Raw genomic sequence first — 22,155 nt, forward strand, 5'->3', positions numbered from 1 at the left:
TCTCGACCTCGACAAGGCCGGCTTCGGGGTCGTGGCGGTGACCGGCGACGGTGCGTGCAGACCCAAGGAGGCGTTCCACGAGGTCGCGCGGCGCTACGGCGACACAGCCGTGGAGGAATGACCCAGTGAGATGAGCGGGGCCCGGTCGGGCAGTGGTGGCGCCGTCGTGCCGTACGGGTGCGGGCCGCGGGCGACGAGGACGGCGTCCGACTCCGGGCCGCAGCCGCAGCAGAACGGCGGCCGACGCCGAAGGGTTGGTGGTCGGGCCGGGTGTCGGCTCGGGCGCCGTCATGATCCGGTCCCCCTGGCGTCGGACCGACGCCCCACTGTGCCGACGGGATGCGGGACGGCCGGCGGGGTCAGATCACCTTCAGCCGCACCAGCGCGCCCAGGGTCAACGCCCCCGGCAGCAGCGGCAGCCACACCGTGATGATGCGGTAGGCGAGGACCACGGCCGTGGCGACCGCGGCCGGGCCGCCCGCCGCCACCAGCGCCACGATCAGCGCCGCCTCCACCGAGCCGATCCCGCCCGGGGTGGGCACGAGTGCGACCGCGACGGTGGCCGCCAGATACGCCACCGCCATGTGCGCCGGCGGCACCGGCAGCCCCAGGGCCTGCCCGACCGCGGCGAGCCCGGCCGCCTGCAGCGCCGGGAACGCGAGGGAGCCGCCCCACAGGGCCAGTGCCCGGGCCGGACGGGTGTGCACCGAGCGTGCCTCGCCGAGCGCGGTGCGCAGGAAGGAGCACACGGCCGACCGCAGCCGTCGTACGAGGAGGAGCGCGGCCGCCGCGAGCAGCGCGGCCCCGGCGAGCACGGCCGGCAGCGGGCCGAGGGCCCCCTCGGGCAGGAGGGCGCCGAGCCGCAGCGCGCCGGGGAAGGCGAGGAGCAGCGCGGCCAGCAGACCCACGCGGGCGATGCCCTCCGCCAGCAGGTACAGCGCGAGGGCCGCAGAGGAGCGGGCCAGGGGCACCCCGCACACGGCCATGAACCGCAGGTTGACCGCGCTGGCGCCGAGGCCCGTCGGCAGCAGGTGGTTGGCGGCGCCCGCCGCGAACTGGGTGGCCAGCAGCCGCAGCCGGGGCAGCCGTTCCACGACCGCGCCCTGCCGGGTGACGGCCGCCGCGACCCAGGTCAGACAGGTCGCCCCCGCCGCGGCCAGCAGCCAGGGCCACTGGGCCGTGCGCAGATGGCCGAAGCCCTCGGCGAGGACGGACCAGTGCCGCACCGCGACGATCCCGACGAGGACGAGCGGGAGCAGACACAGCACCTGGCGGACCGGGAGCCGCCGACGGGACCGGTCCTGCGGGAGAGGACCTTGGGGAAGAGGTCCTCGGGGAGGCCCTGGGGGAGGCCCTGGGGGGAGGTGAACCGCTCTCACATCGAGAGAGGTTTTCCGCGCCACGTCAACGCGGGATGGCCGCAGCGTGGACGGCGGCGGGGGAGGAGACATCGTCATGTTGACCTCGACAATGCTTGAGGTTTTACGGTCGTTCTCATGAGCATGGAGACCACCGCCTGGACGCAGCTGTACAGCGTCATGAACGCGCGGCACGAACGCCGTCCCTTCGACCGGGTGACCCTGCGCCGCATCGGCGCGTTCGCCCGCCCGCACCGCCGCCGTATCGCCCTGTTCGTGCTGCTCGGGGTGGTGACCGCGCTGCTCGCCGTCGCCACGCCCGTCCTCGCGGGCCGGGTCGTCGACGCGATCGTGTCGCACGGAGACTCCGGCACCGTCGTCCGGCTCGCGCTGCTGATCGCGCTCATCGCGGTGCTGGAGGCGGCGCTCGGCATCCTGGGCAGGAGGCTCTCGGCGACGCTGGGCGAGGGGCTCATCCTCGATCTGCGCACGGCTGTGTTCGATCATGTGCAGCGGATGCCGGTCGCGTTCTTCACACGTACCCGTACGGGAGCGTTGGTCTCCCGACTCAACAACGACGTGATCGGCGCCCAGCGCGCCTTCAGCAACACGCTCTCCGGAGTGGTCAGCAACGTGGTCACCCTGCTGCTCACCCTGGCCGTCATGCTCACCCTGTCCTGGCAGATCACCCTGCTCGCGCTGGCCCTGCTGCCGGTGTTCGTGGTGCCCGCCCGCCGGATGGGCCGGCGGATGGCCGGCATGCAGCGGGAGGCGGCCGCGCTCAACGCGGCGATGGGCACCCGTATGACCGAGCGCTTCTCCGCGCCCGGCGCCACCCTCGTCAAGCTCTTCGGCCGCCCCGAGCAGGAGTCGGCGGAGTTCGCGGCCCGCGCCGCGCTGGTCCGGGACATCGGTGTCCGCACGGCGACGGCCCAGTCCGTGTTCATCACCTCCCTCACCCTTGTCTCCGCCCTGGCCCTCGCCCTCGTCTACGGCCTCGGCGGCCGGCTCGCCCTGAACGGCACCCTGGACCCCGGCGCCGTCGTCGCCCTCGCCCTGCTCCTGACCCGCCTGTACGCCCCGCTCACCGCCCTCGCCGGGGCCCGGGTCGAGGTGATGAGCGCCCTGGTCAGCTTCGAGCGCGTCTTCGAGGTGCTCGACCTGAAGCCGCTCATCGAGGAGACGCCGGACGCCCGTGAGGTGCCCGAGGGCCCGGTCTCCGTCGAGTTCGAGGACGTCCGCTTCGGCTACCCGTCCGCCGACAAGGTCTCCCTCGCCTCCCTGGAGGAGGTCGCCACCCTCGACACCCGCGGCGGCGCCGAGGTCCTGCACGGCGTCTCCTTCCGTGCCGAACCCGGACAGACCGTCGCCCTCGTCGGCTCCTCCGGCGCCGGCAAGTCGACGATCGCCCAGCTCCTCCCGCGCCTGTACGACGTCGACGAGGGCGCCGTCCGCATCGGCGGGGTCGACGTCCGTGACCTGAGCGCGCGGTCCCTGCGGGAGACGCTCGGCATGGTCACCCAGGACGGCCACCTCTTCCACGACACCGTCCGCGCCAACCTGCTCCTCGCCCGCCCCGAGGCCGGCGAGCACGACCTGTGGGACGCCCTGCGCAGGGCCCGCCTCGACGACCTGGTCCATTCACTGCCCGACGGTCTCGACACGGTCGTCGGTGAGCGCGGCTACCGCCTCTCCGGCGGCGAACGCCAGCGGATGACCATCGCCCGGCTGCTGCTGGCCCGCCAGCGCGTCGTCATCCTCGACGAGGCCACCGCCCACCTCGACAACACCTCCGAGGCGGCTGTCCAGGAGGCCCTCACCGAGGCCCTCACGGGCCGCACCGCGATCGTCATCGCCCATCGCCTGTCCACCGTGCGCTCCGCCGACCAGATCCTGGTCGTCGAGTCCGGCCGCATCGTGGAACGCGGCACACACGAGGACCTGCTGACGGCGGACGGGCGGTACGCGGAGCTGTACCGGACGCAGTTCACGCAGCCGGAGGCGGTCGCGGAGGTGGCGGCGTGAGGGGTTGTCGCCGGGGCGGCGCGTGAGAGGAGGCCGCCCGGTGGCCACACCGGGCGCGGCGAGCGCGCCGCCTCCGGTGTGCCGTGGCGGCGCGGGGGTGGGCCGGGGAACGGCCGTGCACCGCGCAGCGGCTGACAGCCGGCGGCGGCCGTCGGTGGCCGCGGTCGGGGGTCCCCGCGGTGGCGGCGGCCGGTCCGTCGGTGGTCACGCCGGGCGGGGCGAGCGTGCCGCTTCTGGGGCGCGTCGTCCCCGCCGTGGCGGCGAGGAGCGGGCCGCCGACCGCGGCCGGGGGTACAGGCCACGTCAGATGTCCACGGTGGCCCTGTCGGCGGCGAAGAGCGGGCCGGGGCGAGGGCGGGCACGGCGGCCCCGGGCACCCCAGCCGGCGGCGCATGCCGCACGCCGGCTGTCGGCAGCCGTGGCGCGGGCGGCTGCGCGGCGCCCGGAACCGGCTCAGGGCGTCACGGTCGCCGTCTGCCCGGAACCGGCTCAGGGCGTCACGGTCGCCGTCTCGCCCCGCCGCTCCAGACCCCGTCCGAAGCGGCGCAGCAGGAGTACGGCCGTCGTGGCGAGGCCGGTGAGGAGGCCGAGCCAGATGCCCATGGTGTCCCAGCCGGCGGCGAAGCCGAGGAGGGCCGCGGCGGGCAGGCCGACGAGCCAGTAGCCGACGAGGGTGACGCGGAAGCCTCCCTTGGTGTCGTCCAGGCCACGCAGCAGGCCCACGCCGATGTTCTGGGCGCAGTCGAAGAACTGCAGGACGGCGGCGACGAGGAGCAGTTGCGTGGCGAGGTCCGTCGCCGCCCGGTCGCCGGTGTCGAAGAAGGGCGCCAGGACCAGGCGGGGGACGCTCGCGTAGACCAGGGCGACGACGGCCATGACCGCGGCCGCGCAGGCCAGGGCGGTGTTCCGCAGACGGGTAGCGGCGGCCGGGTTGCCCAGGGCGAGTTCGCGGCTGACGCCGAGGGACGCGGCGTGCGAGAGGCCCACGGCGATCTGGAAGACGATGTAGACGAGCTGGTTGACGGCGGTGTGCGCGGCCAGCGCGGCGGTTCCGAAGCTGCCGACGAGCAGCGCGACCACGGAGAAGAACCCGGCCTCGGACCCGTAGGTGGCCGCGATCTGCGTACCGAGGCCGGCCAGGCGCCGCAGGGTGGCCGGGCGGGTCTTCCAGATGCTCAGGGACAGCAGCGGTGCCAGGTCGGCGTCACGGCGGGCGGACGCGTACAGGGCCAGGAACGACAGGGCGTACACCAGGCTCGTGGAGAGGCCGACGCCGGGCAGGCCCAGCTCCGGGAAGACCCAGGTTCCGTGGATGAACGCCCAGTTGAGGGCCGCGTTGACGGCGATCGAGGCGAGGGTGATGCGCAGCAGGGCCTGCGGGCGGCGCATGCCGACGGTGAACTGCCGCAGGGCCTGGAACCACAGGCAGGGCACCAGGCCGGGCGCCATGAGGTGGAGCACGGGCCGCGCCGCCTCGACGACGTCCGCGTCCTGGCCCAGCCAGATCACGGCGTGCCCGATCAGGACCATGAGCACCGCTCCGGCGAGGCCCGCCAGAGTGGCCAGCAACAGACTTGCGCGGACCAGGTCCCGTACGTCCTCCTGCGCGCCCGCCGTCCCCGACTCGGCGCGGGCGTCGGCCGCGGCCACCTGGTTGCCGACGGCGGTGACCAGACCGACGCCCATCGTGCGGAGCTGGTTGAAGACGACCATCGCGAGTCCGCCGGCGGCCAGCGCCTCGGTGCCGAGCAGACCCATCATCACCGTGTCGGTGGTGGTCAGGGCGACCTGCGCGAGCTGGGTGAGGGCGAGCGGGACGGCGAGGGCGCCCAGGGCGTGGCTGTCGGCCAGGAGTCGGGCGAGGGCTGGCTGCATCCGGTCCGTTCCTGGGGGGCGTTCGGCAAGGCGGGTGTACAAACGGCCGAAGAAACATAGCCAGTTCACAGACGGTAGGCAAGGCTTACCTCAGTTTGATCAAGATCACGCTGTATGCCCCCTTGTGGGTTTGCTGGAATTCAGGATAGGCAAACCTAAGAAAACGAGCCATCGGTGAAATCGAGGACCGTGCGTGTATCTGACGAGACGTCAACTCATGGGAGCCGGCGCGGCCTTCGGTGCGACCGGTGTGCTGGCCGCCTGCGGCGGCAGCGACGACGAGCCCACCGCGTCCGCCTCCGATGCCTCGGCCAAGCCCCGCAAGGGCGGCACCCTGCGCGTCGGTGCCCTCGGCCGCCCCGGCGCCATCACCCGGGACCCGCACGGCACCCAGGCCAACGAGAGCGACTACCTGGTCCTCAGTCTCGTCTACGACACCCTGACCGTGCCCGGCGACAAGCCGAACACCGAACCCCGGCTCGCCGCGAGCTGGGAGCCGTCCGCCGACCTCAGGACCTGGAAGTTCAAGCTGGCCAAGGGGGCGACGTTCCACGACGGTTCGCCCGTGACCGCCGAGGACGTCGTCTTCTCGCTGAAGCGCCTGCGCGCCACCCCCTCCGGCGCCTCCCGGCTGCCCGGCATCCAGGCCGCGGGCATCAAGGCCGAGGGCACCGACACCGTCGTCCTCGTCTCCGACTACGCCAACGCCGAACTGCCCCTGCTCACCCGCCTCACCACCTTCGTCGTCCCCGCGGGCACCACCGACAAGGACATCGAGAAGGCCCCCGGCACCGGCCCCTTCAAGCTGGAGTGGTTCCGCTCCGGCAACGCCCGCCTCGTCCGCAACGAGGACTGGTACGGCGGCGAGGTCCACCTCGACGCCATCGAGGTGAAGATCTTCGAGAGCCCGCAGGCGATGGCCAACGCCCTGCTGGCCGGGCAGATCGACGTCGCCTCCAACGTCGGCGCCGTCGCCGCCCGCACCGCCAAGGGCCGCAGCGACATCCAGACCGTCCGCCGCTCCAACGACATGGCGATGCCCATCGTCATGCGCACCGCCGACGGCCCCTTCGCCGACCCCAAGGTCCGCGAGGCCCTGCGTCTGGCCGTGGACCGCGAGGCCATGGTCGCGCAGGTCCTCTCCGGCTACGGCTCCGTCGCCAACGACATCCTCGGCACCGGCGATCCCGCCTACGACAAGAGCATCCCGCAGCGTGCCCGCGACCTCGCCCAGGCCAAGAAGCTGCTCGCGGAGGCCGGCTTCGACACCTCCAAGACGTACGAGCTGCTCACCACCGAGGACATCTCCGGCCTCGCCGAGTCGGCCACCCTCTTCGCCAACCAGGTCCGCGAGGCCGGCGTTAAGATCAAGGTCGTCAAGCAGGAGTCGGCCGTCTTCTGGGAGAAGACCTGGCTCAAGGGCTCCCTCTACACCACCTACTGGGGAACCAACGACTCCGTGGTCTTCTTCGCCAGCAAGACCATGGTCTCCGACAGCGGCCAGAACGAGGCCGGCTTCAAGGACCCCGCGTTCGACGCGGCCTACGAGAAGGCCATCGGCACCGCCGACGCGGCTCGGCGCACCCAACTCCTCAAGGAACTCCAGCAGATCGAGTACGACCGCTCCGGCTACCTCCTGTGGGGCATGGCCGACGGCATCGACCTCGCCGGCTCCGCGGTCCGCGGCCTGCCCACCCTGCCGGGCTACGGCCGGGTCCAGCTCGAACAGGCATGGCTGGCCCGTTGACGTCCCCCACCACCGCGCCGACCGCTTCCCCGCTCAGCCCGGGCAAGCGGTCGGCCCGTGTGTTCGCCCGTGCGGGCGTGCTGCTGCTGAAGTGGGCGAGCCTGCTGGCACTGCTCCTCGCACTGGTCTTCCTCACTGTCGAACTGCTCCCCGGCGACGCCGCCACCGCCACCTCCGAGCGCGGCGAGAGCGCCGCCGACCTCGCGGCGCGCCGTGAACTCCTGGGTCTGGACCGCCCGGTCCTGGAACGCTTCCTCGACTGGATGACCGGCCTGCCCACCGGCGACCTCGGCACCTCCGCCCGCGGAGAGCAGGTCACCGACCTGCTCTCCAGTGCCTTCCCCAACACCCTGCTGCTCGGCGCGATCGCCCTGCTGCTCACCGCCGTGCTGTCCCTCGCCCTGGGCTGCTGGGCCGCCCTGCGCCCCGGCGGACGGCTGGACCGCACCGTCTCGGGCGCCGCGACCGCCGTCCTCGCCCTGCCCGAGTTCGTGGTCGCCGTGGCGCTGGTCCTCGTCCTGTCGCTCTGGACCGGCTGGCTGCCCGCGGTCACCCTCACCGACGCCGACGGCTCCCCGGCCTCCTGGGACATGCTCGTCCTGCCCGCCCTCGCCCTGACCGTCCCGCAGACCGGGTGGAACACCCGGATCGTGCGCGCCGCCCTCGCCGACGAGGCCCGCACCCCGCACGTGGAGAGCGCCGTCCTCGACGGACTTCCGCCACACCGTGTCCTCACCCACCACGTCCTGCCCGGTGCCCTGCCCGCCGTCGCCGCGGGCCTCGCCACCTCCACCGGCATGCTCCTCGGCGGCGCCGTCGTCGTCGAGACGATCTTCAACTACCCCGGGATCGGCTCGGTGCTGGCCTCCGCGGTCGCCGACCGGGACAGCCCCGTCATCGCCGGGGTCACGGCCCTGTCCGGCGCCGTCATCACGGTGGTCCTGCTCCTGGCCGACCTGGTCCGGGACGTCGTCACGGGAGGCCGACGATGAGCACCACCCGACGCCGTGCGGGTCTCGCCGTACGCCTCCTGCCCGCCCTGCTGCTGACCGGCCTCGCCCTCGTCGGCCCCTGGATCACCCCGCACGCCGTCGACGCCCCGGTGACCGCGCCCTACGGGGAGGCCGGCGCCGGCGGGACCCTGCTCGGCGGTGACCAGCTCGGCCGGGACGTCCTCAGCCGCCTGCTGGCCGGCGGACGTGACCTGGTCCTGTCCTCGCTGCTCGTCGCCCTCCTCGTCACCGGCACGGCCGCGGTCCTCGGCGCGATCGGCGCCGTACGGCCGCTCGTCGGACGGGTCGTGGAGCGGATCGCCGACGTGCTGATGCTGCTGCCGGCCGTGCTGGGCATCCTGCTCGTCACCCTGTCCTGGCCCGGCGGCGGCCGCCTCGCCGTCATCGCCGCCGCCGTCGTCCTGGGTGTGCCGTACGCCGTCCGGCTCGCGGCGGGCGCGGCGGCCCCGATCGCCGGAGCGGGCTACGTGGAGGCGGCGGCCGCCGGCGGGGAACGTCTCTGGTACCTGGTCGTCCGCGAGATCCTGCCCAACCTGCGCGCGGTGCTGCTCGCCCTGTTCGGCCTGCGGTTCGTCGCCGCCGTGTACCTCGTCGCCACGGCCGGCTTCCTCCAGGTCGGACCCCAACCCCCGGCCGCCGACTGGGCGTTGATGATCCGCGAGAACTCCTCCGGCATCCTGCTCAACCCCTGGTCCGTGGTCGCCCCCGGCATCGCCATCGGCCTCCTCGCCCTGAGCGTCAACCTCGCGGCCGCCACCCTGGCCCCCCAGACCGGCCGGAAGGCGGTGACCGTCCTGTGAGCCACACCTCGGACCGACGGGAGGACGAACCCGGCGTCGCGGGTGCCGCGAGCCGCACGGTCGCGCCGAACGACACCCCCGCCGTCCGGGTCACCGGCCTCACCGTCGCCGCCCCCGACGGCCGCCTCCTCCTGAACGACGCCTCCCTCACCCTGCGCCCCGGCCGCCTGGTCGCCCTGACCGGCCCCTCCGGCGCCGGCAAGACCACCCTCCTGCGGGCCGTCACCGGACTGCTGCCGCCCGGCACGACCCGCACCGCCGGTCACGTCGACGTCCTCGGACACGACGTCTTCTCACTCGGCGAGCGCGCGTTGCGCACCCTGCGCGGCACCCGCCTCGCCCACGTCGGTCAGGATCCCGGCTCCGGACTCAACCCGCGGATGCGGGTCCGGAGCCTCGTCCGCGAACTCGCCGCGGACAAGAGCGCGGATGCCGTCGCCGCGCTGCTCGCCGAGGTGCGTCTCCCGGACGACGGCCGTCTCGCCGCCCGCCGCCCCGGCGCCCTCTCCGGCGGACAGCAGCGCCGTGTCGCCCTCGCCCGGGCCCTGGCCCGCCGCCCCGACGTCCTGCTCCTCGACGAGCCCACCGCCGGCCTCCACCCCGAACTGCGCGACGAGATCGCCGAGTTGCTGCGCCACCTGGCCCGCACCCACCACCTGGCCGTCGCCTTCTCCTGCCACGACCCGGAGGTGGTCGAGCGGTTCGCGGACGAGATCGTGCACCTCGGTGCTCACATGCCCGCACCCCGCCCGGGGGCGCCGCGTACGAGAACCGTCGACTCGTCGGCCGGCAAAGGCGGTTCACCCCTCCTCGAAGTACGGGACCTGCACGTCTCCTTCCGCGGCACCCCCGCCCTCACCGGCGTCGGCCTCACCGTCGCCCCCGGTGCCGCAGCCGGCATCGTCGGTGTCTCCGGCTCCGGCAAGACCACCCTCGTGCGGACCGTCGTAGGCCTGCAGCGCAGCACCTCCGGCACAATCCACCTGGCCGGTACGGCCCTGAGTACCGGCCTGCGCGGCCGTACCCGCGAGCAGCGGCGCGGGATGCAACTCGTCACACAGAACCCGCTCGGCGCGCTGAACCCCAGCCGCACCGTCGGCGCAGCCGTCGGCCGCCCCCTGCGCCTGCACCGCCGCTGCGCCGCCCGCGACGTCCGCGACGGGGTCGTCGATCTCCTCCAACAGGTCGGCCTGCCGGCGGAGTTCGCCGACCGGTACCCGCACGAGCTGTCCGGCGGACAGCGCCAGCGGGTCGCGATCGCGCGGGCTCTCGCCCCCGACCCCGACGTGCTGATCTGCGACGAGATCACCTCGGCGCTGGACGCCGAGACCGGTCGGGCGATCATGGACCTGCTGGCCGGCCTGCGCGAGCGGCGTGGCACCACCCTCGTCCTCATCAGCCACGACCTCCCGCTCATCGCCGGCCGTACGGACACCGTCACCGTGCTGGAGGGGGGTCGCGTCGTGGAGGCGGGGCGGACCGCCGAGGTGTTCGCCGCCCCGGAACACAGGGCGACCCGGGCGCTGCTGGGCGCGGCGACGACGGCACCGTGATCCCGGCGGCGTGACACGCCGCCGGATGGTCCATGGACCATCCGATGAACATTCCGGTCATATGGTGCGGAATATGAAGAAATGCCATATCGCGTACCTCGCGTGCACCGCAGCGGTCGTCGGAGCAGGACTGGGAGCCGCCCCGCCGGTTCCCAGCCACAAGACCCATGTGGTCCACCCGGGGCAGTCGATCCAGAAGGCGGTGGACGCCGCCAAGCCGGGCGACACCGTTCTCGTGACCGCCGGCACCTACCGCGAGAGCGTCACGGTGACCACGCCCGGGCTGACCCTGCGCGGCGTGGGCCCCAGCACGGTGATCCAGCCGAGCGCCAAGAAGCCGGCGAGCACGAAGCCGTCGAACGCCAAGAAGCCGGCGAGCACGAAGCCGTCGAACGCCAAGAAACCGTCGAACGCCGAGAAGCCGTCGAACGCCGAGAAGCCGGCCGGCTCCGCGAAGGCCGCCGACAGTTGCGCCAAGGCCGGCAACGGCATCTGCGTGGAGGGCACGAAGAACCGCCGCCTCAAGGACGTCACCATCGCCTCCCTGAAGGTGACCGGCTTCGCCAAGGCGGGCGTGTCCGCCGTGTCGACCGACCGGCTGACCGTGCGGAACGTGATCGCGTCGAAGAACGGGGTGTGGGGCATCGCCCAGGAGCGCTCCCTCCGCGGCGTGTTCCGGTGGAACACCGCCCGGGCGAACGGCGACGCGGGCCTGTTCCTCGCCAACACGATCACGGCCGAGGAAGGCGCCACGGACACCAAGGGCGCGGTGGTCGACCACAACCGGCTCGAGGACAACCGCATCGGCATCACCGTCCGCCGTCTGCGCAACCTCACCGTCGAGCGCAACCACGTCACCGGCAACTGCGCGGGCCTGTTCGTCGTCGGCGACGAGAACAAGCCCAGGGCCGGCGCCCTGACCGTGCGCGACAACCGCATCGAGCGGAACAACAAGTACTGCCCGAAGACGGCGCGGCTGCCCTTCCTGCAGGGCTCCGGCATCGTGCTCACCGGCGCCGAGGACACCCTGGTCACGCGGAACACGATCAGGAACAACGTCGGCACCTCGCCGCTGTCGGGCGGCATCGTCCTGTTCAAGAGCATGGTCGGCGCCACCAGCGAGCGGAACCGCATCAGCGGCAACACGCTGCGGGGCAACTCCCCGGCGGACCTCGTCAACACGGACACCGGCAAGGGCAACACCTTCGAGGGCAACACCTGCCGCTCGTCCAAGCCCGCCGGACTGTGCTGACCGGCCGACGCCGGCCGGTCGGCGACGACCGTCGACCGTATCCCTGTTGATCCGAGAAGGAAGGAAGGCGGCGCATGACGACCGCACAGACCGCCCCACCACCGTCCATGCGGCTGAGGGAGCTCGTGTTCGGCGCGGCGTGCGCCGCCGCTCTCCGCGCGGCCGCCCGGCTGGGGGTCGCCGACGCCCTCGGTGACAGCCCCATGACCGTGCCGGACCTGGCCGCGGCGGTGAAGACCGAACCACAGCCGCTCAGACGGCTGTTGCGGGCCCTGGCCTGCTACGGCGTGTTCGCCGAGCAGCCGGACGGGACCTTCGCGCACACCGACATGTCCCGGCTGCTGCGCGAGGACGACCCGCACAGCCTGCGCTACATCACCCTGTGGTGCACCGAGCCGTGGACCTGGGCCGCGTGGCCGCACCTGGACGAGGCGGTGCGCACCCACCACAACGTCGTCGAGGACCTGTACGGCAAGGAGTTCTTCACCTACCTCAACGAGGACGCCCCCGAGTCGGCCGAGGTCTTCAACCGGGCCATGACGACCTCCAGCCGACAGTCCGCGCAGGACGTCGCGGACTTCCTCGACCTGTCCGGGAGTTCCTCGGTCGCCGACATCGGCGGCGGCCAGGGGCATGTGGTGGCGAGCCTGCTGGAGAAGTACCCGTCCCTCCACGGCACCCTGCTCGACCTGCCGCGCGTGGTCGAGAACGCCGACCCCCGCCTGCGTTCGGGAGGCGCGCTCGCCGAGCGGGTGCGCATCGTGCCCGGCGACTGCCGTGTGGCCATCCCGTTCCAGGCCGATGTGTACGTCATCAAGAACATCCTGGAGTGGGACGACGACAGCACCGCGCGGACCCTGCGCAACGTCATCGGAGCGGGCGGACCCGGCACGCGGGTCGTCGTCATCGAGAACCTCGTCGACGACACGCCCTCGATGCGCTTCAGCACCGCCATGGATCTGCTGCTGCTCCTCAACGTCGGCGGGGCGAAGCACACCACCGAGAGCATGGTCGGCCGGCTGACCGACGCCGGTCTGGTCGTCGACGACATCCGCCCGGTCAACCCCTACCTGCACGCGTTCGACTGCCACGTGCCCGGCTGACGACCTGCTCGGCCGCGCGCACACCACCGGTCGCCGGGCCCGCGACATGTGCGGGCCCGGCGACCGGTGGGCGAGCGGGCGGTTCAGGCGCCGGTGTCCCGCTCCCAGCGGTAGAAGCAGTGCGCCATCGCGTCCTTCGGCGAACGCCACGTCTCGGGGTCGTACGCGGAGACGTGCGCCTGCAGCCGCTCACTGACGTCCCGGAACGCGGGGTGACCGGCCACCTTGGCGATGGCGGGGCCCGGGTCCCGCTCGGACTCGATGAGGTGCAGGTACACATCACCGAACTGGAAGAGGCTGCGCCGGGAGACCCCCACGAGGTGCGGCAGCTCTCCCCGGTCGGACTCCTCGAAGATCCTGGCGATGTCCGGGGCGGACCCCGGGGCCATCCGGGCGACGATCAGGGCGTGGTGCATGGAATGTCCTCCGTCCGGTTCAGTCGGTGAGGCCCGGAGCGGACCCCCGCTCGGCGGCGGCCTTCTCGATGCGGTCCCGGATCAGGGCCAGCTGGACCTTGGAGTTCCGGTTGATGTTGTCCGTCATCCAGGCGTCGTCGACCGGTGCCTCCGGCTTCATCTCGAAGTCCTGGGTCCACACCATCCGCACGCCCTGGGGCACCTCCTCGTACTGCCACCGGATGTTCATGTAGGCGAAGGGCCCGGTCTCGACGCGGCGGGCCCGCACGCTGAGTGTGTCGCGGTCCGTCTCCCGCTCCGAGACCCAGCTCCAGACGGTGCCGTTCTCGTCGGGGTGCATGGTCAGCCGGAAGGTGGTCTTGTCGCCCTCCTGGGACAGGATCTCGGCCGAGGCGTACTCGCTGAACAGCCGCGGCCAGTTCGCCACGTCGTTGGTCATGTCCCAGACCAGATCCAGCGGCGCGGCGATGGTGATCTCGTTCTGCGTGTGTCCGGCCATGTCACGCTCCTGCCGGCAGCGCGCTGTTGACGAGGTCGAGGAACTGCCGCGGGGTCTTGCAGCGTTCCGCGTCGGTCGGCATCGGCGCGCCGTAACGGTTCTCCAGCTCGCCCACGATGCCCAGCAGCCCCAGCGAGTCGATGCCGAGGCTGTCGAAACCGGTGTCGTACTGCTGCTGGAGTTCCTCCGGGGCGACGGTGATTCCGGCGGCCTTCTTCATCAGCTCGGCCAGCTCTTCCACGGTGATGCGGTCGTTCATGCGGTACCTCTCCTTGCTCCCTGGCCTCGTCACGAGGCGTCGGCGGCGCCGTGCCGCAGCACCAGCGCCGAGTTCGAGCCCATGAGCCCCCGGCCGAGGACCAGCGCCGTGCGCGGCTCGGCGGCCCGGGCACGGACGGTCACCAGATCGAGGTCATGGCAGATGTCGAAAACATTGGGGGTGGGCGGGATCAGGCCGTGCTCCATGGCGAGCACCGCCGCCGCGGCGTCCAGCACGGGCGCCGCGCAGAAGCTGCGGCCGATCCCGGTCTTCGGCGCGGTGACCGGCACCCGCCTGCCGTGCGCGCCGAGCGCGTCGGTGATCGCCAGCGCCTCGGCACGGTCCGCCTCCGGCACGCCGAGGGCGTCGGCGAAGACCACGTCGATCTCCTCCGGCGCCAGGCCCGCCTCGTCCAGGGCGCCGCGGATGGCCTGGGCGAGCCCTTCCCGGGACTCCTTCCAGCGCGAGGCGCCGGTGAACGTCGCCGCGTGTCCCACGAGGGTGGCGCGCACCCGCGCGCCCCGCTCCCGGGCCGATGCCGCCTCCTCCACCACGAACATGGCACCGCCCTCGGCGGGCACGAACCCACAGGCCCCCTCGGTGAACGGGCGGTAGGCGCGCGCCGGGTCGTCGCCGGTGCTCAGCTCGGGGTAGCCGAGCTGGCACACCACCGAGTACGGGGCGAGCGGCGCCTCGGTCGCACCGGCCACGATCACATCCGTGCCGCGCCGCACGGCCCGCGCCGCGTGCGCGAGGGCGTCCAGGCCGCCGGCCTCGTCGGCGGCGACGACCGAACAGGGGCCCTTGAAGCCGCGGCGGATGGAGATCTGGCCGGTGCTGGCCGCGTAGAACCAGGCGATCGACTGGTACGGGCCGACGAAGCGACTGCCCTTGCCCCACAGCTGCTGCAGCTCCCGCTGGCCGAACTCGCCGCCGCCGGAACCGGCCGCGGTGACCACGCCCACGGAGAACGGCGCCTCGCCGGTGTCGGCCTGGCCGAGGCGGGCGTCGTCCAGCGCCAGGTCGGCCGCGGCCATCGCGAAGTGCGTGAACCGGTCGGTCTGGACCAGATAGCGCTCCTCGATCGCCGCCGTCGGCTCGAAGTCCCGGACCTCGCCGGCCACCCGCAGCGGCAGGTGCTCACAGCCCTCGCGGGTGACCCGGTCGAGGACGCTGATGCCTTCCTGGGTGGACTTCCAAAAGGACTCGGTGCTGGTTCCGTTGGGCGCCACCACACCGATCCCGGTGACGGCCGCGCGCCGCGGATGCGGTTCGCTCATCATGTCCTCCCTCTCGGCCGGTTCAGGATCACCGCGGACTGGAAGCCGCCGAACCCGCTGCCCACGGAGAGGACGGTGTTCAGTTTCCGCTCGCGGGCGACCCGCGGGACGTAGTCCAGATCGCACTCGGGGTCCGGGGTCTCGTAGTTCGCGGTGGGCGGTACCACTTGGTGAGCCAGGGCCAGCACACAGGCGACGACCTCGATCGCCCCGATCGCGCCGAGGGAGTGGCCCACCATGGACTTGATGGAGCTCATGGGCGTGCCGTAGGCGTGCTGCCCCAGGGCCCGCTTCACCGCCGCCGTCTCGTGACGGTCGTTCTGCTGGGTGCCCGAGCCATGGGCGTTGACGTAGTCGACCGCCGTGCCGTCGAGCCGGGCGTGGTCGAGGGCGACTCCGATGGCGCGGGCCATCTCCAGGCCCTCCCTGGTCAGACCGGTCATGTGGTAGGCGTTGCCGAAGGTGGCGTAACCGCTGAGCTCGCAGTACACGTGCGCGCCTCTGGCCTTGGCGTGCTCGAGCTCCTCCAGGACGAGCACCGCACCGCCCTCGCCCATGACGAACCCGTTGCGGTCGGCGTCGAAGGGACGCGAGGCGTGGGCGGGGTCGTCGTTGTTCGGCGACGTGGCCTTGATCGCGTCGAAGCAGGCCATGGTGATCGGGGATATCGGGGAGTCCGAGGCGCCGGCTATGCACACATCGGCCCGGCCCTCCTCGATCGTGTGGAAGGCGTAGCCGACCGCGTCGAGCCCGGAGGTGCAGCCGGTGGAGACGGTCTGCACCGGGCCGCGCGCCTCGAACCGTTCCGCCACCGTCGAGGCCAGCGTGCTGGGCGCGAAGGCGCGGTGCAGGTGCGGCTCCGCCTCCTGGTGGTCCACGTCCCAGCGCTGCCCCTTGTGGCTGACCAGGACGTAGTCGTGCTCGAGGCGGGTGGTGCCGCCGACCGCGGTGCCCAGGGAGACCCCGACCCGCCACGGGTTCTCCCGGGCCAGGTCGATGCCGGCGTCCCGTACCGCCTCCTGCCCGGCGACCAGCGCGAACTGGATGTACCGGTCGGATCGGGCGGTGTCCTGCGGGTCCAGCCCGTGGGCAGCCGGATCGAAGTCGCACTCGGCGGCGATCCGGGAACGCAGCCCGGCCGGGTCGAAGAAGGTGATGCCCCGTGTCGCCGTACGCCCGTTCGACAGAAGGTCCCAGAACGCGGGGACGCCGATGCCGCCCGGGGCGACGATGCCTATGCCGGTGACCGCCACGCGCCTGGTCATGAGCCGACCTTCCCTCGTGCCGTACCCGCGCCGGCCCCCTCCGGGACGGCGCTGGTCTCCTCGGTGTCGACGTGGCCGAGCGGCGGGCTCGGGGCCAGCGGGCCGAGGTGGAAGACGATGCGGGCCTCCACGTTGCCGACGTTGCGGAACCGGTGGCGCATGTTGATGGGGATCATCAGGCCCTGCTCCGGCCGCAGCGGGTGGGGCTCGCCGTCCAGGTCGACCTCCAACTGCCCGCAGACGACGTACACGAACTCCTCGGAGTACGGGTGGTAGTGCTCACCGATGCGGTCGCCGGGCCGCACGATGGCCACGCCCATGAAGCCGCTGGTCGAGCCGACCGTGGCGGGCGTGAGCATGGCGCGCAGATCGCCGCCGCGCCGGGTGTTGGGCTCGACCTCGCTGAGATCCACGATTCTGGGACGGGATGTGATCACGACGTTGCTCCGATCGTGTGCTGTGTCGACTTGGGGGGCCGGGTGGCCGCCCCGACCCGCGTGCTGGACGGGATCAGCCGCGGGGTGAGCGGCGGTCGGTGATGAGGTCCATGCGGGCGAGCTTGAGGAGGCGCGTGAGGTCGCCGTCCGCGAACGTCGTCAGCTCCGCCGCCTTCGCGGGATCCAGGAGGCCGAGGGAGAGCGCGGGGTCGCCGGCGTCGAGGCCGTCCCGCACGTCGATCAGCCGCACCACGACGTCGTCGCGTTGGAAGATGGTGCTGCACAGGACCGGATTGCGCGGATCGTCCGCCGCCGCCTCGTCCTGCTGGGCCAGCAGCCGCGCCAGTTCCATACCGCGCCCGGGCCGCGCCGGGTAGTACAACGCGTGCCGCTCCGCGTCCGGGTCCTCCCGCTCCGCCGTCACATGGTGTACGGCGGGCAGCGCCGCCCGGGTGAAGAAGACCCGGGCGGACTCCTGGTCGTCGAGGTCCCGCTCCTGCTCCAGATACGGGTTGATGGCCTCCTCGACGGCCCGCACCTCGGGCTGCCGGGCGACGTGACGCAGCGCCGCGAGCAGGTCGCCCCGCACCTCGATGGCCCGCACCACGCGGTTGCCGTGCATGAACAGGGAGGTGCGCATCAGCCGGGTGGTGTCGTCGACCCTCGGCTCGGGCGGGGCGTAGTCGGAGAGGATCTTCGCGACGGTCTGCTCGCTGCCCGGCTTGACGGTGAAGGTGAGGGCGTGACGGATCACCCCGTCACCGATCCGGGGCGACGCCTGGAGCCGGCGCTTGCCGGACGCGGGGTCCGCCGCCGGGCCGCCGGTCTCACGGACGACGTGGAAGCGCAGCGACCTGGTGTCCCGGACGCAGCTGTGCAGCGGCTCCACCATCTGGACGTGCTCCTCGCTGTTCACCCAGGCGAGGAACGGCGGGGCGCTCTCCCACTCACTGGTGATGAGCCACTGGGAGGGGTTCTCGATCGACTGGCACAGCTGGTCGCTGACGTGCCCGGGAACGGAGGCGACCTGGTTGCAGAGCTGCTCGTACGCCTCCAGGAACTGCTGCTGGGCTCCGTCGTTGACGTCCACCAGCAGGACGACCCGGAGCCGGGAGCCGTCGAACACGGACTGGGACACGCGGTGCGACACCTGTCGCGTCAGCGGTCGGGAGGAAGGGGCGGACGTAGTGGTCATGCTGGGCACATCTCCTTCGAGGGGGAGAGCAGAGAAGCGGGCTTCACTTGCGGTGGTGCGGTGCGACGTGCCTCGATCCTGAGCCGGTCCTCACCGGTGCGCGATTCGGATGGACTACGCGAGTGACCGGTGCCGCTGACACGGGTGGTGAGGTCACCTCAGATGGGCGAAGACCACCAGGTTGGCCGTGTAGTCCTTGACCGCGCGGTCGTAGTCACCCGCGCAGGTGATGAGCCGGACCTGGGCCTGGCGCGTGTCGGCGTACACGCGCGCGCTGGGGAAGTGGTCCTTGTCGAACGTCTCCGTGTCGTCGACGACGAAGGACGCCTTGCGCCCGTCGGCTCGTGTGACGTGGAAGACGTCCCCCTTCTTGAGTTCGCTGAGTTCGGCGAAGACGGCGGCGGAGGTGGCCGTGTCGACATGCCCGGCGATGATCGAGGTGCCGGTCTCGCCGGGTGAGGGGCCCGCGGCGTGCCAGCCGACGAGGTTGGTGTCGTTGGGCGGTGGGGCCTCGAGATGCCCGGTGGAGGCGAGGTCGAGGTCCGTGAAGGGGGCGTTCACCGAGATCTTCGGGATGATCAGCCGCACCGGTCTCGACCGCGGCAGATGTTTGCCCACCGGCCGCCCGGAGAGGGGGGAGGCCACCGGGGCGGCTTGCGGGGCGTGCGGCGGGCGGGAGGCGTCGGCCGGGCGGGACGAGGTGTCGTGGCCGCCGAGGAGGCTCAGCGCCAGGAGCAGAAGAGCCGCGGCGCACAGGATGGTCGTGGTTCCACGAGACCCCTGGCCGGGCGGCACCGGTTCGTCGTCGGTGGGGGCGGAGGGGGGGACTGCCATCGGGGAACACCTCACTAGCGCATGGCAGCGGGCGGGCGGGGCGGGTGGAGGGGAACGGCCGGGCGGACAGCGGGCCGGGCCGCCACGCGGTGTGCGTCGGTGGCGGCCCCGGCTGCTATCGCGTCCGGCATGGCTCAGGCCAGGCCGTGGGCCGACTTCTTGCGACGTGCGGCGTACAGGCCGGTGCCGGCGAGGGCCAGGACGGCAATACCACCCGCGGTCACGCCGGGCGAGGCGAGCCCGCCGCCACCGGTGTGCACGCCGCCGTGGGGCTTGTGGTAGCCGCCGTGGTCCTTGTCCTTGCCGTAGTCGTCCTTCTCCTTGCCGTAGTCGTCCTTCTCCTTGCCGTACCCGTTGTCCTTGTCCTTGCCGTAGTCGTCCTTGTCGTCCTTGGACCACGAGTCCTTGCCGTGGTCGTCCTTGTAGCCGCCGTCGTCGGCCTTCTGCAGGGTCAGCGCACCGCCGCCGGTGTGCACGCCGCCGTGGGGCTTGTCGTGCTTGCTGTCCTTGTGCTCGTCCTTCTCCTTGCCGTAGTCGTCCTTCTCCTTGCCGTACCCGTTGTCCTTGTCCTTGCCGTAGTCGTCCTTCTCCTTGCCGTAGTCGTCCTTGTCCTTGCCGTACCCGTTGTCCTTGTCCTTGCCGTAGTCGTCCTTCTCCTTGTCCTTGTCCTTGCCGTAGTCCTTGTCCTTGTCCTCGTCGTAGTCGTTCGTCTGCAGGGTCAGCGCGCCGCCGCCGGTGTGCACGCCGCCGTGGGGCTTGTCGTGCTTGCTGTCCTTGTGCTCGTCCTTCTCCTTGCCGTAGTCGTCCTTCTCCTTGCCGTAGTCGTCCTTGTCCTTGCCGTAGTCGTCCTTGTCCTTGCCGTAGTCCTTGTCCTCGTCCTTGCCGTAGTCCTTGTCCTTGTCTTCGTCCTTGCCGTAGTCCTTGTCCTTGTCCTTGTCGTGCTCCTTGCTGTAGGACGAGTCGTCGTGCTCCCAGTCGTTTCCGGCCGCGAAGGCGCCGGGTCCGGAGATGGCGAGGGCGGCGGTGGCCGCCGCGGTGGCCAGGAGCAAGCGAGCAGAGCGCATAGGACAGTTCCTTCCGTCAGGGCACGGGCAGCCGGCATCTCGTCAGCTGAGGTAACCCGGCCTCGACGTGATCCACCGTCAGTCAGCTCCGCGCATCGCACCACTCGGGGCGCTCACGCGAGTGAACGCGTCGCGCGAACGGGGGTGCGGTGCGGCCGTCCGGCAGCGGGTGTCCCGTTTGCAACAGCGTGCGTCCGCACGGCAGTTGAAGCCGCCTGGAAACGCCGACGCCCAGCAGCCGAATCGGCGACTGCTGAGCGTCGTTCTCGTGGTTCAGGCGCGGCTCGCACCGTCTCCCGGGGGGTCAGGTCAGGGCCAGCACGGACGTGAGGACCTGACGCAGTGTCGCCTCGGCGTCCCGGACCGGACCCGGCGACCGCCATGCGACGAACCCGTCGGGCCGGACGAGTACGGCGCCTCCGCGGGTCGTGCCGTGGCGTTCCGCCCAGTCCGCGTCGTCCTCGGGGGCCAGCTCGGAGTCCGCACCGGTCCCCACCCGGTACGAGGCGAGCGGGAGGGACATCTGCTCGGCGAGGAGGTTCGCGGCCTTGTGCCATCCGCTCGACTCGTCCGCGTCGCTGAGCAGGACCAGGGACCGCTCGTACAGGTCGAGGGTGGAGATCCGCCTGCCCTCGTGCCGTACCCACAGGTGGGGTGCCCTGCTGCCGGGCTCTCCGGTCAGCTCGAGCCGGTCCGGGACGACCGGGGTCGCGGGATCGGCGTCGACGACGGCACCTTGCGGGTAGCGGTAGCCGAGGGTCACGTTCAGGATGCCGCGCTGAGGCGCGCCGCCGGTGCCGGGCGGCGGGGCGTAGCCGGGGTGGCTGTGCTCGACCGACCGGGCGGCCGCGCGGGCGCTGGTGGCCTCCGCCACCGGCCGGCGTTCCAGGTCGTAGGTGTCCAGCAGTCCGTCCCCCGCCCAGCCGCCGAGCACCGCCGCCAGCTTCCAGGCGAGGTTGTGGGCGTCCTGGATGCCGGTGTTGGAGCCGAAGGCCCCGGTCGGGGACATCTCGTGGGCCGAGTCGCCGGCCAGGAAGACGCGTCCGGCCCGGTAGGTCCGGGCGACCCGCTGGGCGGCGTGCCAGGGAGCCCGGCCGGTGATCTGCACATCGAGGTCCGGGACCCCGACCGCCCGGCGGACGTGCTCGATGCAGCGCTCGTCGGTGAAGTCCTCCAGCGTTTCGCCGTGCTCGGGGTGCCAGGGGGCGTGGAAGACCCACTGCTCGAGGTTGTCCACGGGCAGCAGCGCTCCGTCGGCCTGCGGGTTGGTCAGATAGCAGACGATGAAGTGACGGTCGCCCACCACCTCGGCGAGGCCGCGGGAGCGGAAGGTCATGCTGATGTTGTGGAACAGGTCGCCCGGGCCGCTCTGACCGATGCCGAGCTGTTCCCGCACGGGGCTGCGCGGGCCGTCGGCGGCCACCAGATAGGCCGCCCGGACGGTGGTGTGCTCACCCGTCTCCCGGCTCTTGACCACCGCGGTGACGCCGGTGCGATCGGTGTCGAACGACATCAGTTCGGTGGAGAAGCGCAGGTCGCCGCCGAGCCCGACGGCGTGGTCGAGCAGGACCGGCTCCAGGTCGTTCTGGCTGCACAGGCACCAGGAACTCGGGCTGAAGCGGGCCAGTCCGCCACCCGGGTCGATGTCCCGGAACAGCCACTCGCCCGCGTCGCCCACCAGGGTGGGCGTCTGCAGGATGCCGTGGTTGTCGGCCAGCGTGGCCGCGGCCTCGTGGATCGCCGGCTCGGCGCCGGCCACCCGGAACAGCTCCATCGTGCGTACGTTGTTGCCGCGGCCCCGGGGGTGGATGGAGGTACCGGAGTGGCGCTCCACCAAGGTGTGCGGCACCCCCAGCCGCCCCAGGAACACCGAGGTCGAAAGCCCCACCAGGGATCCGCCGACGATGAGGACGGGCACCTCGTGGGTCTTGTGGTCGGCTTGATCGGATCGTTCGTTCATCACTCGCCTCCGCGCGTCGTTTTCGCCGACTCGGCCGGATACGGCCGGGGTCCTCATCCATGCCCCACACGGCGGACGGCGGCCCAGGCTTCACTCACTCAGAGCCTGTCCGGCGGACCGGCCCTGACCCGCCCGGTTGCCGCGATCGAATCCTTCAGCAGGATGGGGGAGTCCGGCTGGCCCGCGCGAAAGCCGGCGCTCAATACTCCTTGCAGGAGTC

At 72.1% G+C, this 22,155-nt stretch carries 19 protein-coding genes; 7 read left to right on the plus strand and 12 right to left on the minus strand.

Going from position 1 to position 22,155, the window contains the following annotated elements; genetic code table 11:
- Positions 1–359: 359 nt before the first annotated feature.
- Complete coding sequence (locus tag IE263_RS46375) at positions 360–1,457, minus strand: lysylphosphatidylglycerol synthase transmembrane domain-containing protein (protein ID WP_229911546.1); 1,098 nt, start codon at positions 1,455–1,457, stop codon at positions 360–362.
- A 45-nt stretch (positions 1,458–1,502) separates the two neighbouring features.
- Here IE263_RS46375 and IE263_RS46380 point away from each other — a divergent pair, with 45 nt between their 5' ends.
- Positions 1,503–3,383 (plus strand): ABC transporter ATP-binding protein, encoded by a 1,881-nt coding sequence (locus tag IE263_RS46380; RefSeq protein ID WP_189944221.1) that lies wholly within the window; start codon positions 1,503–1,505, stop codon positions 3,381–3,383.
- Between the two features lie 489 nt (positions 3,384–3,872).
- On the opposite strand, the gene IE263_RS46385 is transcribed toward IE263_RS46380, so the two are convergent.
- Positions 3,873–5,258 (minus strand): MATE family efflux transporter, encoded by a 1,386-nt coding sequence (locus IE263_RS46385; RefSeq protein ID WP_189944189.1) that lies wholly within the window; start codon positions 5,256–5,258, stop codon positions 3,873–3,875.
- 193 nt (positions 5,259–5,451) lie between these two features.
- Between IE263_RS46385 and IE263_RS46390 the strand changes: the two genes are divergently transcribed.
- The 6 genes from IE263_RS46390 (at position 5,452) to IE263_RS46415 (ending at position 12,726) form a co-directional block, all read left to right on the plus strand.
- Positions 5,452–7,005, plus strand: coding sequence for an ABC transporter substrate-binding protein (locus IE263_RS46390; protein ID WP_229911547.1), 1,554 nt, complete (start codon positions 5,452–5,454; stop codon positions 7,003–7,005).
- A complete protein-coding gene (locus IE263_RS46395; protein ID WP_373312297.1) occupies positions 7,002–7,997 on the plus strand; it encodes an ABC transporter permease in 996 nt (331 codons plus the stop codon). Before IE263_RS46390 ends, IE263_RS46395 begins: the two co-directional genes overlap by 4 nt.
- Entirely contained in the window at positions 7,994–8,818 is an 825-nt protein-coding gene (locus IE263_RS46400; protein ID WP_189944191.1) for an ABC transporter permease, read from the plus strand. The genes IE263_RS46395 and IE263_RS46400 overlap by 4 nt, the downstream gene beginning before the upstream one ends.
- Entirely contained in the window at positions 8,815–10,371 is a 1,557-nt protein-coding gene (locus tag IE263_RS46405; RefSeq protein ID WP_189944192.1) for an ABC transporter ATP-binding protein, read from the plus strand. Before IE263_RS46400 ends, IE263_RS46405 begins: the two co-directional genes overlap by 4 nt.
- Before the next feature lie 73 nt (positions 10,372–10,444).
- Positions 10,445–11,623: a right-handed parallel beta-helix repeat-containing protein gene (locus IE263_RS46410; protein ID WP_189944193.1), complete on the plus strand. Its 1,179-nt coding sequence runs from the start codon at positions 10,445–10,447 to the stop codon at positions 11,621–11,623.
- A 74-nt stretch (positions 11,624–11,697) separates the two neighbouring features.
- Positions 11,698–12,726 carry a methyltransferase gene (locus IE263_RS46415; protein WP_189944194.1) on the plus strand — a complete coding sequence of 343 codons (1,029 nt, stop codon included), beginning with the start codon at positions 11,698–11,700 and terminating at the stop codon, positions 12,724–12,726.
- Positions 12,727–12,809: 83 nt separating this feature from the next.
- Here IE263_RS46415 and IE263_RS46420 read toward each other — a convergent pair whose 3' ends face one another.
- The 10 genes from IE263_RS46420 to IE263_RS46465 all read right to left on the minus strand — a co-directional run bounded on the left by IE263_RS46420 (position 12,810) and on the right by IE263_RS46465 (position 21,935).
- Positions 12,810–13,142, minus strand: coding sequence for a TcmI family type II polyketide cyclase (locus tag IE263_RS46420; RefSeq protein WP_189944195.1), 333 nt, complete (start codon positions 13,140–13,142; stop codon positions 12,810–12,812).
- Positions 13,143–13,161: 19 nt separating this feature from the next.
- Complete coding sequence (locus IE263_RS46425) at positions 13,162–13,641, minus strand: SRPBCC family protein (RefSeq protein ID WP_189944196.1); 480 nt, start codon at positions 13,639–13,641, stop codon at positions 13,162–13,164.
- A gap of 1 nt (position 13,642) precedes the next feature.
- The gene (locus IE263_RS46430; protein ID WP_189944197.1) at positions 13,643–13,900 is read right to left on the minus strand and encodes an acyl carrier protein; all 258 of its coding nucleotides are present in this window, start codon (positions 13,898–13,900) and stop codon (positions 13,643–13,645) included.
- 29 nt (positions 13,901–13,929) lie between these two features.
- Complete coding sequence (locus tag IE263_RS46435) at positions 13,930–15,180, minus strand: beta-ketoacyl synthase N-terminal-like domain-containing protein (protein ID WP_189944198.1); 1,251 nt, start codon at positions 15,178–15,180, stop codon at positions 13,930–13,932.
- The gene (locus tag IE263_RS46440) at positions 15,180–16,445 is read right to left on the minus strand and encodes a beta-ketoacyl-[acyl-carrier-protein] synthase family protein (protein ID WP_189944199.1); all 1,266 of its coding nucleotides are present in this window, start codon (positions 16,443–16,445) and stop codon (positions 15,180–15,182) included. Before IE263_RS46440 ends, IE263_RS46435 begins: the two co-directional genes overlap by 1 nt.
- A complete protein-coding gene (locus IE263_RS46445; RefSeq protein ID WP_229911548.1) occupies positions 16,442–16,882 on the minus strand; it encodes a cupin domain-containing protein in 441 nt (146 codons plus the stop codon). Before IE263_RS46445 ends, IE263_RS46440 begins: the two co-directional genes overlap by 4 nt.
- A 73-nt stretch (positions 16,883–16,955) precedes the next feature.
- Positions 16,956–18,077 (minus strand): SchA/CurD-like domain-containing protein, encoded by a 1,122-nt coding sequence (locus IE263_RS46450; RefSeq protein ID WP_189944200.1) that lies wholly within the window; start codon positions 18,075–18,077, stop codon positions 16,956–16,958.
- A 153-nt stretch (positions 18,078–18,230) separates the two neighbouring features.
- On the minus strand, positions 18,231–18,911 hold the full coding sequence (locus IE263_RS46455; protein ID WP_189944201.1) for a class F sortase: 681 nt from the start codon (positions 18,909–18,911) through the stop codon (positions 18,231–18,233).
- A gap of 134 nt (positions 18,912–19,045) precedes the next feature.
- Entirely contained in the window at positions 19,046–19,975 is a 930-nt protein-coding gene (locus IE263_RS46460; protein WP_189944202.1) for a hypothetical protein, read from the minus strand.
- Positions 19,976–20,279: 304 nt separating this feature from the next.
- Entirely contained in the window at positions 20,280–21,935 is a 1,656-nt protein-coding gene (locus IE263_RS46465; protein WP_189944203.1) for an FAD-dependent oxidoreductase, read from the minus strand.
- Positions 21,936–22,155 lie beyond the last annotated feature (220 nt).

It is taken from the genome of Streptomyces aurantiogriseus (assembly GCF_014649375.1).
In the GTDB taxonomy this organism is placed as follows: Bacteria; Actinomycetota; Actinomycetes; order Streptomycetales; family Streptomycetaceae; genus Streptomyces; species Streptomyces aurantiogriseus.

Excerpts from the sequence above, each read along its gene's own strand:
- IE263_RS46450 (WP_189944200.1), bottom strand. The coding sequence starts at position 18,077 with ATGACCACTACGTCCGCCCCTTCCTCCCGACCGCTGACGCGACAGGTG.
- IE263_RS46430 (WP_189944197.1), bottom strand. The coding sequence starts at position 13,900 with ATGAACGACCGCATCACCGTGGAAGAGCTGGCCGAGCTGATGAAGAAG.
- IE263_RS46465 (WP_189944203.1), bottom strand. The coding sequence starts at position 21,935 with ATGAACGAACGATCCGATCAAGCCGACCACAAGACCCACGAGGTGCCC.
- IE263_RS46410 (WP_189944193.1), top strand. The coding sequence starts at position 10,445 with ATGAAGAAATGCCATATCGCGTACCTCGCGTGCACCGCAGCGGTCGTC.
- IE263_RS46385 (WP_189944189.1), bottom strand. The coding sequence starts at position 5,258 with ATGCAGCCAGCCCTCGCCCGACTCCTGGCCGACAGCCACGCCCTGGGC.
- IE263_RS46415 (WP_189944194.1), top strand. The coding sequence starts at position 11,698 with ATGACGACCGCACAGACCGCCCCACCACCGTCCATGCGGCTGAGGGAG.
- IE263_RS46435 (WP_189944198.1), bottom strand. The coding sequence starts at position 15,180 with ATGAGCGAACCGCATCCGCGGCGCGCGGCCGTCACCGGGATCGGTGTG.
- IE263_RS46375 (WP_229911546.1), bottom strand. The coding sequence starts at position 1,457 with ATGACGATGTCTCCTCCCCCGCCGCCGTCCACGCTGCGGCCATCCCGC.
- IE263_RS46455 (WP_189944201.1), bottom strand. The coding sequence starts at position 18,911 with ATGGCAGTCCCCCCCTCCGCCCCCACCGACGACGAACCGGTGCCGCCC.
- IE263_RS46460 (WP_189944202.1), bottom strand. The coding sequence starts at position 19,975 with ATGCGCTCTGCTCGCTTGCTCCTGGCCACCGCGGCGGCCACCGCCGCC.
- IE263_RS46380 (WP_189944221.1), top strand. The coding sequence starts at position 1,503 with ATGGAGACCACCGCCTGGACGCAGCTGTACAGCGTCATGAACGCGCGG.
- IE263_RS46400 (WP_189944191.1), top strand. The coding sequence starts at position 7,994 with ATGAGCACCACCCGACGCCGTGCGGGTCTCGCCGTACGCCTCCTGCCC.
- IE263_RS46425 (WP_189944196.1), bottom strand. The coding sequence starts at position 13,641 with ATGGCCGGACACACGCAGAACGAGATCACCATCGCCGCGCCGCTGGAT.
- IE263_RS46440 (WP_189944199.1), bottom strand. The coding sequence starts at position 16,445 with ATGACCAGGCGCGTGGCGGTCACCGGCATAGGCATCGTCGCCCCGGGC.
- IE263_RS46420 (WP_189944195.1), bottom strand. The coding sequence starts at position 13,142 with ATGCACCACGCCCTGATCGTCGCCCGGATGGCCCCGGGGTCCGCCCCG.